This is a genomic window from Paenarthrobacter sp. 10L412 (genome assembly GCF_056395565.1).
Map to the genome: position 1 here is coordinate 49,567 of NZ_JBFTJT010000022.1, position 11,291 is coordinate 60,857.

At 60.3% G+C, this 11,291-nt stretch carries 9 protein-coding genes and 1 pseudogene; 8 read left to right on the top strand and 2 right to left on the bottom strand.

What is annotated here, in order from left to right; all coding sequences use genetic code 11:
• Positions 1-102 precede the first annotated feature (102 nt).
• Positions 103-1,533: an MFS transporter gene (locus tag AC1DD7_RS23020; protein ID WP_477516724.1), complete on the top strand. Its 1,431-nt coding sequence runs from the start codon at positions 103-105 to the stop codon at positions 1,531-1,533.
• 96 nt (positions 1,534-1,629) lie between these two features.
• Positions 1,630-2,628 carry a nucleoside hydrolase gene (locus AC1DD7_RS23025; protein ID WP_477516734.1) on the top strand — a complete coding sequence of 333 codons (999 nt, stop codon included), beginning with the start codon at positions 1,630-1,632 and terminating at the stop codon, positions 2,626-2,628.
• Positions 2,629-2,695: 67 nt separating this feature from the next.
• Here AC1DD7_RS23025 and AC1DD7_RS23030 read toward each other — a convergent pair whose 3' ends face one another.
• Positions 2,696-3,448: an ArsR/SmtB family transcription factor gene (locus AC1DD7_RS23030; RefSeq protein ID WP_477516725.1), complete on the bottom strand. Its 753-nt coding sequence runs from the start codon at positions 3,446-3,448 to the stop codon at positions 2,696-2,698.
• A 98-nt stretch (positions 3,449-3,546) separates the two neighbouring features.
• Here AC1DD7_RS23030 and AC1DD7_RS23035 point away from each other — a divergent pair, with 98 nt between their 5' ends.
• The 6 genes from AC1DD7_RS23035 (at position 3,547) to AC1DD7_RS23060 (ending at position 11,092) form a co-directional block, all read left to right on the top strand.
• A complete protein-coding gene (locus AC1DD7_RS23035) occupies positions 3,547-4,401 on the top strand; it encodes a carbohydrate kinase family protein (RefSeq protein WP_477516726.1) in 855 nt (284 codons plus the stop codon).
• Positions 4,402-4,672: 271 nt separating this feature from the next.
• The gene (locus AC1DD7_RS23040; protein WP_477516727.1) at positions 4,673-6,805 is read left to right on the top strand and encodes a beta-galactosidase; all 2,133 of its coding nucleotides are present in this window, start codon (positions 4,673-4,675) and stop codon (positions 6,803-6,805) included.
• Positions 6,796-7,776 carry an ABC transporter permease gene (locus AC1DD7_RS23045; RefSeq protein WP_477516728.1) on the top strand — a complete coding sequence of 327 codons (981 nt, stop codon included), beginning with the start codon at positions 6,796-6,798 and terminating at the stop codon, positions 7,774-7,776. The genes AC1DD7_RS23040 and AC1DD7_RS23045 overlap by 10 nt, the downstream gene beginning before the upstream one ends.
• Positions 7,770-8,714, top strand: a complete 945-nt coding sequence (locus tag AC1DD7_RS23050; RefSeq protein WP_477516729.1) for a carbohydrate ABC transporter permease — start codon at positions 7,770-7,772, stop codon at positions 8,712-8,714. The genes AC1DD7_RS23045 and AC1DD7_RS23050 overlap by 7 nt, the downstream gene beginning before the upstream one ends.
• Before the next feature lie 24 nt (positions 8,715-8,738).
• Positions 8,739-10,388: an ABC transporter substrate-binding protein gene (locus AC1DD7_RS23055; protein ID WP_477516730.1), complete on the top strand. Its 1,650-nt coding sequence runs from the start codon at positions 8,739-8,741 to the stop codon at positions 10,386-10,388.
• 5 nt (positions 10,389-10,393) lie between these two features.
• On the top strand, positions 10,394-11,092 hold the full coding sequence (locus AC1DD7_RS23060) for a YesL family protein (RefSeq protein WP_477516731.1): 699 nt from the start codon (positions 10,394-10,396) through the stop codon (positions 11,090-11,092).
• A 46-nt stretch (positions 11,093-11,138) separates the two neighbouring features.
• Here the strand turns inward: AC1DD7_RS23060 and AC1DD7_RS23065 are convergent.
• Positions 11,139-11,291, bottom strand: a pseudogene (locus AC1DD7_RS23065) (DUF222 domain-containing protein); the annotation flags it as partial.

An 11,291-nucleotide genomic window follows, 5' to 3' on the forward strand; every position in this document is an offset into this window, starting at 1 on the left:
GTACCCGAAAAATGTGATAGGTTGCACAAGCTCGTAATACATGCTTGTATAACAACTCACATCTCGTGGCGCCGCCAGCGCCCTCGGACAAAGGAGTTTGATGTGAATATCCCCAACACCGCGGTAGAGACCCAACCTTCCGAAACCATAGAAGCGGCGCCGGACACCCGCCCCGGCGGTCGGGCTGCAGTCCTGCTGATCACCACGCTGGTTCTCGCCGTATTGTCGTTCCAGCTCAACGCCAGCATGATCACGCCGGCACTCCCGCACATCGGCTCCTTCTTTGGCGAGACGCCCGAAGCCGTGGCTCAGGTGCAGTCCATGTTCTTCCTTGCGGGCGCCATCTCCGGACCCGTGATTGGACGCTGGAGCGACTTCATCGGCCGCCGCACGGCGCTACTGTTGGTCCTGGCCATCATGGGCGCTGGAACGGTGCTGTGCATCTTCGCCCCGAACCTGCCGCTGCTGGTCACTGGCCGTTTCATGCAGGGCGTCTCGAGTGCCATCTTTGCGCTCTCCTACATCGTGCTCAACGAGTACTTGCCTGCCCGACTCTTCGGCACGTCCATCGGCATCATCGCCGCCATCAACGGCGGTGTGGGTGGCGTAGACGGCTACTTTGGTGGACTCATGGCTGAAACGCTCGGCTTCCAGTCGATCTTCGTTGCCGTCCTCGCCCTGGCCGCGATCGCCGTCGTCTGCGTCATCAAGGTTGTCCCCGCCGGGAAATCGGCTGTCGCTCCGGGCCGGATGGACTGGTGGGGCGCAGGTTCCCTGTCCGTGTTCCTGGTCTTCATCACCTACTTCGTCTCCACGGGCTCCTCCGCCGGCTGGACCTCACCTGCCGCGCTTGGCCTGCTCGCCGGCAGCATCGCTTCCTTCACCGCGTTCTGGCTCATCGAGAAGAAGCGCTCCACGCCCCTGGTCGCCGTCCACCACCTCCGTTCGCGCCAGGTGTGGCCGGTCATCGCCACCACTGTGCTGACGCTCGCGGGAATCTTCGCCATCATCAACTTCACGGTGGTGCTCCTCAGCCAGGACAAGGAAAACGGCTTTGGCCTGCCGGCCTCGGTCGCAGCGCTGCTGTTCCTGACCCCGGCAGCATTGATCGGCGTGTTCGCGGCACCGCTCGCCGGCTGGATCGCCGACCGTCGTGGCTGGATCAAGACCGTCCGCGTCGGCACGGCCACGAGCCTGGTCTGCGCCATTGCTGCTGCACTGTTTGCCGACAACCAAGTGGCCGTTCTCATCGCCGTCGCGGCCCTGGGCATCTTCTACAACGGCTTCTTCCTCACCGCCATCAACGGACTGTCCGTCCTGCTCTCGCCCAAGGAAGCACCTGCCGCACTGCCGGGAATCAACGGCGCCTCCTTCGGCATCGGGGCGAGCCTCGGCGTCGTGGTTGTTGCACCATTCGCCGGTCAGGGCACCGCGGCCGGGTACTCGGCGGCACTCTGGATTTCGGTGTCCATCACCGTCCTCGCCTTCCTTGTCAGCCTGTTCATCACAGCGCCGAAGGGCGAAAAGATCTAACGCCCGACGGCGGCGTGCGGCACCGCGCGTCCCGCCCAGCACCTCTTCACAACACCCCGGTACATCCCGAAACGAGAGACCATGACCCAGCGCCCCCTGACAGAGCCCACCGCCGCCCCCTTCTACCTCGACTGCGATACGGGAATCGACGACGCCCTCGCCCTTGCCTACCTGCTCGCAACCCCGAGAGCGGAACTCGTGGGCATCGGCACCGTGAGCGGCAATATCAGTGCCGCCGGCGGCGCCCGGAACACCCTGGACCTGCTGAAACTGGCCGGGCATCCAGACATCCCCGTAGCGATCGGCGCACACGATCCGCAGGTCGGCAGCTTCCATGGTGGTGCGCCGCATGTCCATGGCGACAACGGAATCGGTGGGGTGGAGCTGGTTCCGTCGGATCGCGAGCCCGTTGAGGCAACGGCTGCTGAACTGCTGGTGCAGCTGGCACACAAGCATGCCGGAGAACTGCGAATCGTGGCAATCGGGCCGCTGACGAACATCGCCGAAGCCCTCCGGCTGGAGCCGAAGCTGCCGGGGCTCATCGCCGAAATCACCATCATGGGCGGCGCGGCGCTGGCCCCGGGAAACATCACCCCCGTGGCGGAAGCCAACATCGCCAACGACCCCGAGGCGGCCGCGGAAGTACTGGCTGCCGACTGGAACGTGACGCTGGTGCCACTGGATGTCACCATGACCAACGTCCTGGAGGAAACCCACCGCCAAGAGCTGCTTGAATCCGAGCACCCCGTTTCGCAGGCGCTCGGCGACATGCTTGGCTATTACTTCGGCTTCTATGTGGACATCTTCGGGCGGGCTTGTTCAGCAATGCACGATCCCCTGGCTGCTGCCATTGCCGTCAGGGGAGTGGAGTTGACTGTGGCGCCCACCGTTCGCGTGGAGGTCGACACAACAAACGGTCCCAGCCGCGGCCAGACCGTGTGCGATCTCCGGGGGCAATACCTCGGGTTCCCCGACCAGCGCGGTGCGCGGTGCCGCGTGGTGCTGGAAATCGGCGAAGACTTCGCGCCGCATCTGCTGGGCACCATGCAGGCGGCTTGGCTCTCGGAAGAGGAGCTCGCCGCACCCGTCGCCTAACTGGCGGGAGCAACAAGTAGCGACGACGACGGCGGGGAGGTCCCGTCGTCGTCGTGGTCTAGGGTGCCTAGGCGTACATGAGCGAGCCGGGCGTTGTCAGTGTTTCGCCCGTTTCGAGCCACGTCTTGAGTCCGGAGAGGATCATTGGCCAGCCGCCGTACAGCTGCTCGTTGGCGCCTTCGCGGAGCTGATCGTGCGTGACGGTGAGGTGGCACGAATCGCCCACGGGTTCGATTTCCCAGGTGATCCGCGACGTTCCTTCAGCTTTGACGTCTTCGCCCCACAATGCTTGCATCGTCTGGACGAGCCGCCGCGGGGGATCGACGTCGATGTTCTCGCCCTCGCCCAAGGGCTCGTCCGCTTTGACGTTCCGCATTTCAAACCGGCCGCCAGGAGTCCAGTCCGCCGTGAACGTGTTCCCGAACTGGTATTTGCTCCGGATTTCGCTGTTGGTGATGGCTTCCCAGAGCCGTTCCGGGGTGGTTTTGATGTAAATCTCGAAGATCTTTTCCATGGGACTTTCCAATCTGGATTTGAGGTCGCTGAGTGTAGCGGCCCATGGTTCTGCGTATTTGCTCACCCAGCGATCGTGGATGAGCCTAATGGGGACGGGGTTCAGGAAATGCAGCTTTTCGCGTCCTCGGCGGCGCGTGACCACCAGTCCGGCATCCTCCAACAACTTCAGGTGCTTTGCGATGCCGAAGCGGGTCATCTCGAACCGGGCTCCGAGGGCGGTGAGGGTTTGCCCATCCTCGCGAAACAGCTCATCGAGCAGCTCCCGCCGGGTGGGGTCTGCCAGTGCTTTGAACACGGCGTCCATGGCTTCAGAATAGGTGACCATTTGGTCACGTGTCAACGGGTTTGGACTTGCCGGTTTGTTTCCGGGAACGCGGTCCCGGACCGTGCTTGGATAGTCGCATGCCTGCTACTCCGAGCGTTGCCGTCTGCGGCCCGGCCTCGTGGAACCAGCTCATCCTCCTGGACCACCTCCCCGAACCCGTCCCGCACATGCAGTTCGCGCGACGCGCCTGGGAGACGGTCGGCGGAACGTCGGCGGGCAAAGCGGTGCACCTCGCGGATCTGGGCATCGGCGTGCGCTTATGCTCGCAACTCGGGGCGGACGACGACGGTGGGCGGGTCCTCCGCGCCCTCACCAATGCGGGAGTCACCGTCGAAAAGATTGCCTCCGACCGAACTGAGCGTCATGTCAACCTCATGACCGACGACGGCAGCCGGGTATCTCTCTATGTCTCGGTACCTTCCGCCCCGGCGGAGGAGGATCTTGCGACGGCGGCTGCCGTGGTTGCTGGCGCTGATCTCGCCGTTATCGACCTCAGTGAATTTGGCGTGCTGCTGCTGGAGCGCGAAGAGGTTCACCAGACGCCTTTATGGGTGGACCTTCATGATTACGACGGATCCTCGGCCTTCCATGAACCGTTCGTGAGGGCGGCCGGCGTGGTGTTCATGAATGACGACAGGACGGATGATCCGTGGGCGCTGATGCATTCCTGCCTTGCGCGGGGGCCTCGCCTGGCTGTCTGCACCCTCGGGGCGGAAGGTGCCGTCGCCTTGGAAGCGGACGGAACCCAGCATGAGGTTCCAGCCGTCCCCGCCGACGTAGTGGATACGAACGGCGCCGGCGATGCGTTCATGGCTGGCTTTCTTGCTGCGACCCTGCGGGGCGCACCAGTTTTTGATGCCCTCGAGGCAGGGGCGGTTCAAGCCCGCGTCGCGATTGAGAGCGAGCATCTGCACCCTGTGCTGGGGCGTTGAGTGCCGAGTAGGGCGAGTTCCATGTCCGATAGTTTCTGAACTTCGTCGGAAACAAAACTATGGACAGGTTCTTTTTTGCGTGCCATTACGGCGCGGTGGCGGTTTGAAAGTCCGCAGTTCTCCGTCGGTGGGCTGCGCTAGCGCCGTGTAAGTTACTCTCCAGTTTCGGCAAGTTCACTGTTGTTATTGCGGAAACTCTACGATAGTTTCTCTCTGTGATGTGTGTCGCACTGTAGTTCCCAGGGCGACCAAGGCCGAGTGAAGGACAAAGATGACCATCGACCCTGAGGACCTACGGACTGCTGAAAAGCGGCTGGAGCAGTTGCATCAAAAACTTGGCGGCATCGCCTACGGCGGTGATTACAACCCGGAACAATGGCCGCGTGAGGTCTGGCTTGAGGATGCAAAGCTCATGCAGCAGGCCGGGGTAAACCTTGTGACCCTTGCTGTTTTCTCGTGGAGCCGGTTGGAAACCAGTGACGGCGTCTTCGACTTTGAATGGCTGGATGTGGTCATGGACCTGATGCATGCGCACGGGATCGGCGTGGATCTGGCTACCCCTGACGCCGTGCCTCCGGCTTGGCTCGTGGAGCAGCACCCGGACATCATGCCGGAACGACCCGACGGAAGTATCTTCGGCTTCGGATCCCGCCAACACTTTGACGTCTCCCATCCTGTGTATCGAGCCAAGTCCCTGGCTCTCGCGGAAAAGATGGGGGAGCGCTACGCAAAGCATCCCGCCCTGCGAATGTGGCATGTAGGCAACGAATACGGGCCCACCTCCTATGGGCCGTGGGCTGAGAAAGCGTTTCGTGAGTGGCTGCAGAGGAAGTACTCATCGCTCGATGAACTCAATGAATCATGGAGCGCCACCGTGTGGGGCCAGATCTACTCGGACTGGAACCAGGTACGTGTTCCGGCGCAGCCCCGCACGTGGTCCAACCCTTCGCGCCGGCTGGACTTTCACCGCTTCACCTCGGACAGCATGCTGGAACACTTCAAGGCCGAACGGGACATCCTCAGGCGCCACAGCCCGGACCTGCCGATTGTCACCAACTTCATGCGCTTCTACAAGACCAACGACTACTGGGCATGGGCCGCCCAGGAGGATGCCGCAGCGCTGGATATCTACCCGGATCCCCGTGAAGACGATGCACATATAGCCGCCGCATTGAACTTTGACCTCATGCGTTCCTTACGTCACGGACAACCGTGGATGGTCATGGAGCAAGCGACTGGCGCTGTCAGCCAGTGGTCCGTCGCCGTCTCCAAGCTTCCAGGCAAGATGCGACTCGGCTCTTACCAGGCCATCGCGCAGGGTGCTGATTCGATCCTTTTCTTCCAATGGCGCCAAGCCAAGGGTGGAACCGAGCGTTACCACTCAGCCATGGTGAACCACGCAGGCCCGAACACCCGGATCTTCCGCGAGGTCTGCGAGCTCGGTCAAGAGCTGAAATCATTGGGCGGCCTGACGGGCACCCGATCCACGGCCAAGGTAGCCATCGTGTTCGACTGGGACTGCTGGTGGGCTTTGGAATTGGGTAATTCGCCGCGCTCGGACCTGAACTACACCCAGGAAGTGTTGCGCTTTTACCGACCCCTGTTCGACGCCAACATCACAGTGGACTTCGTCAATGCCAACAGCGACCTTTCTGCATACGGCCTTGTGATCATGCCGGCGTCGTACTTGCTCACCGACGCCGCCGCCGAAAACTTCGAAAACTACGTGTCCGACGGCGGCCGACTGGTGGTCTCTTACCTCTCCGGCATCGTGGACCAGGACAATACAATCCGCTTGGGTGGCTACCCCGGTGCCCTCCGCAACGTGCTGGGCGCGTGGAGCGAGGAAATGCATCCACTCGCCGGGGACGGCGAACAGGTGAAGCTTTCCACGCTCGACGGCGGTACCTCCTCGGCCAGTTACTGGACAGAGCACTTGCACGCCGAGACGGCCGACGTGCTGGCCAGCTACTCTTCAGGGCGCCTCGCGGGAGCCCCCGCCATCACCCGCAACAGTTTCGGGCGAGGAACCGCGGTTTACCTTTCGGCCAGGGTCGAGGACGGGCTGCTCAAACAATTGCTCGACGACGAACTTCGAAGCGGAGGCGTGGAACCGGAACTGGCGGCGCCTACGGGAGTCCAAGTCCGCCGTCGTGCTGGCTCGGATCCTGCTGGCTCGGGTCCTGAGGCCGGCGGCTCCGGCTACGCCACCAAAAGTTTCCTCCTGGTGCTCAACCACAACGATGCGCCTTCCAGGGTGAACGTCCTCGACGGCGGGATAGACCGCATCAGTGGACAGTCGATTCACGGGGAAGTGGAACTTCCAGCGAACGGCGTCCTGGTACTTGAAGAAGTCGTAGTCCTTGAAGAATCGACAGCTAAGGCGGGAAAACCATGGCACTGAGGCTGGACGCTCCGCCCGAGGTTGTCCCGGGCGCTGAGCCGAGTAAACAGAAAACGCGGCGCACCAAGCCTGGAAGCTGGAAGTTGGCGCTCAAACGGGACTGGCGTCTGTACACACTGTTAGCGCTGCCACTGGCATACCTCCTCATTTTCAGGTACCTGCCAATGGCCGGGAACGTCATTGCCTTCCGCCAATTTCAGCCTGGCGGCAGCATCTTCGGCGAGAAATGGGTGGGTTTCAAGTACATCACCCTTTTCATCAACGACCCCAGCTTCTGGCAAGCCTTCCAGAACACGATCGTTCTGGGCATCCTGACGTTGGTGTTCTGCTTCCCGATGCCCATCATTTTCGCGCTGATGCTCAATGAGCTCCGGTCCCAGAAGTTCAAGAAGTTCGTGCAGACCGTGGCATACCTGCCGCACTTTATGTCAGTGGTGATCATCGCCGGGATGATCCTGCAGAACTTCTCCATGACCGGCACGGTGAACCAGATCGCTGAATCGCTGTTTGGCAACACGGTGAACTTCACGCAGGATCCGGGCTGGTTCCGGCCGATGTACATCAGCTCAGAGGTGTGGCAAACCACGGGCTGGGGAGCGATCCTCTACCTGGCAGCACTCACCCGGGTGGACGAATCACTGTACGAGGCGGCCAGGATCGACGGAGCCAACAGGTGGCAACAGACCTGGCACGTGACGCTGCCCGCCATCCGGCCGACCATCATCACGCTGCTGATCCTGAACATCGGCACGTTCATGGCGGTGGGCTTCGAGAAGATCCTGCTCATCTACAACCCGCTCAACTACGCAACGTCAGACGTCATTTCCACCTACCTGTACCGGGTGGGCCTTGAATCCAGCAACTTCAGCTACGCGGCGGCGATCGGAATGTTTGAATCCGTCATCGGCCTCACGCTGATCCTCTCAGCGAACGCGAAATCCAAGCGCCTCGCAGGAACGAGCCTGTGGTGAACAAGACAGCAACCAAGTCCACTCCTTCTTTGCGTCCTCCCGCTGCGGGCGGCGTCCTCCTGAAGGACATGAGGGTTTCCACGGGAATGCGGATCTTCAGGGCCTTCAACCTGGTGTTCCTGCTGTTCGTAGTGTTCCTGACGGTCTATCCATTCCTGAACATCATCGCGCAGTCGTTCTCCAGCGAAGGGTTCATCAACGCAGGGCAGGTCAACCTGTTCCCGATGGGCTTCAACACCGAGACGTACAAGCTGATCCTGGCCGACTCCACGTTCTGGACCAACTACGGAAATACCCTGTTGTACACGGTGGTGGCTACCGCGATTTCAATGGTGCTGACCACATCATTCGCCTACGCCATTGCCAAGAAAGACCTCAAGGGCCGCAGTGTTTTCATTGGACTCGCTGTCTTCACCATGTTCTTCAACGGCGGCTTGATCCCCAACTACGTGCTCATCAGTTCGCTGGGCATGCGGGATTCAATCTGGGCCGTGGTCCTGCCGAACGCCATCAGCGTGTTCAACCTGCTCATCATGAAGTCCTTCTTCGAAAACATGCCGCGTGAGCTGGAAGAAGCGGCATCCATCGACGGTCTCACTCAATACGGCATCCTCTTCCGGGTGGTGCTTCCACTGAGCAAGGCAATCGTGGCAACCATGGTCCTGTTCTACGCGGTAGCCAACTGGAACTCGTGGTTCCAGGCCTTCCTGTACCTGGATAACCCCGACCTCTTTCCGGTCACCATCTACCTCCGCAACATGATCGCTGGAGTCACCACTGCCGGCTCGGCTGGCGGGACCGCGGAAAACGTGGGCCAAATCGCGGCCAACATCCAGTCGGTCACCATCGTGCTGACCGTCATTCCCATCCTTTGTGTCTACCCCTTCGTCCAGAAGTACTTCTTCTCGGGCGTGATGCTCGGTTCCGTCAAGGAATAACCGTTCCGTCTAGGAATAACCCTTATGAAAGGACACCCAATGATCGCCAAACGAGAGTTCCGCAGAAGAGATTTCCTGGGCCTCGCGTCCGTTGTCACCATCGGGCTGATGATGACCAGTTGTGACTCTGAAGCCACTGAGAAGGTGGATACGTCCAAGTCCCGCAATGGTGCGATGGACAGCTTCAAGGTAGGTGACACGTTCAAGGCGACGACGCCGTTGTCCTTCACCTTCCTTTTCTCCGACCAGCCAACCTATCCGTACAAGAAGGACTGGCTGCTCTTCACCAAGATGGCCAGCGACAACAACGTCACGCTGGAACCAACCATTGTTCCCAACAGTGATTATGAGCAGAAACGCAGCCTTCTCATCAGTTCCGGCAGCGCCCCGGAGATCATCGCCAAGACCTATCCCGGGCAGGAAGCCGCTTTTGTATCTGCCGGGGCGGTGCTGCCAGTCAGCGATTACGTGGAACTCATGCCGCACTTCCAAGAGAAGGTCAAGAAGTGGAAGCTCGAACCAGAGATCGAAGGCCTCACCCAGGAAGACGGTAAGTACTACGTTCTTCCCGGACTGCACGAGGAACTGTGGCCGGATTATTCTCTGTGCTTCCGCAAGGACGTACTGAAGAAGGAAGGCTTGGCTGAGCCCACCACATGGGACGAGTTCCGTGAAGTGCTGCGGTCGCTCAAAAAGGCGTATCCCGACGTCGTGCCTTTCTCTGACAGGTTCAAAGGCGACAGTGTGCTGAACATCGCGGCACCAACCTTTGGCACTGTGGCGGGTTGGGGCCTGGTGGATGGTCTCCTGTTCGATCAGGACAAGAAGGAGTTCGGCTTTGCCGCCGGCTCAGAGAAGTTCAAGGACCTGGTGACCTACTTCAACTCGCTGGTCTCTGAAGGACTGATGGATCCTGAGAGCTTCACCCAAACCGACGACTCCGCCATCCAGAAGTTCGTTTCCGGTAAGTCGTTCGTGATCAGCGCCAATTCCCAGAATGTCATCACCTACCGCACCTCCATGGAACAGTCGCTGGGCAAGGGCAACTTCGAGATCGGCAAGATCACTGTGCCGGGCGGTCCTGCAGGCGATGTCATCGGTGGCACCCGCTTGGAGAACGGCATCATGCTGAACTCGTCCGTCAAGGACAAGGACAGCTTTGTGGCTCTCATCCAATACATCGACTGGCTGTTCTACAGCGACGCCGGCCAGGAATTCAGCAAGTGGGGTGTAGAGGGCACAACCTTCACCAAGGAAGGCGGCAAGCGGAAGCTGGCAGCCGACATCAACTTCCAAGGTCTCAATCCCTCGGGCACCAAGGACCTGCGGGTGGACTACGGATTCTCTGGAGGAAACTTCGCTTACGGCGGCGCTACGGAACTCCTGCACTCCACGTTCAACGACGAGGAATTGGCGTTCCAAGAGGCCATGAAATCCAAGAAGCCACGCCCGGTCGCACCGCCTGTGCCCTTCAACGACGTCGATCGTGAGCAGGCCACGCTGGCGCTCACCCCGCTGAAGGACCACGTCAAGCAGAACACTCTCAAGTTCATCACCGGGCAGCGTGCTGTCAGCGAGTTTGGTGCGTACGTCAAAGAGCTCGATAGCAAGGGGCAAAGCAAGTACGTCGACCTTGCGAACAAGGCATACAAGGCCTACGCGGACAAGAAGTAGTTCTGATGGCAGCCACGAAAGCTGAGTTTGGATCGGGGACGTTGTTCAAGGCGGCTGGAACTGTGTACGGCATCATGGTTGGCAATGCTTTGCTGGTTCTCGCCAATGCGCTGCTGGTGCTCACTCCGGTGCTGGTTGGCCTCATTGGGCCGTTGGCGTTGATTTCGCTGGTCCTTGTGGGGCCTTCATTCGTGGCTGCCTGTTACGCCTTCAACCGGCTCCTTGCGCACGAGGACACCGGCGTTTTCCATGACTTTATGAAGTCGTACCGCAGTAACTTTGGCCAGGCCTTGGTGGTTTGGCTTCCGTACCTCGCGCTCCTCGCGGTCATTGCTTTCAACCTGAGTGTCCTGCCAGGAAATTTGGGCCCTGACCCAGGAACCAACCCAACCCAGATCGCTGCCCGGATAGGGTTGTTGGGCGTCGGAGTCATAGTGGCTACGGCTGCGGTGAATGCCATGCTCCTGTTGTCCCGCTTCTCCTTCCGGAGCAGCGACATCTATCGGCTCTCTCTTTACACCTTGGGTGCGCAGCGGCGAGTGTCGTTGGGCAGCGCCGGAATCATTTTCATTTCAGGATTCGTGCTGATGGTCACCACTGCCTGGCTGATTCTGTTTGTTGCGGGCTTGCTGGTGTACCTGGTCTGCACGAACTCCCGTCCGCTACTGAAGGTTGTTGAGGCCAAGTTCACGGCAGCCGAATAGGCAGCATTCAATACCCAAGCAACACCTCTACTTCTTTGAGGCACTCTTATGTTCTGAGGGGTGTGTGGTGGTGGTTGCGTCGTGGTGTTTGGTGGGGGTCGATGTGTGGTGGTGGGGTGAACCAGGGCACGCCGGTGGTCATGTCGATCCGCCATTGTTCCTTGTGGATGACGTGGTGGTGGTGGCTGCAGAGCAGGGT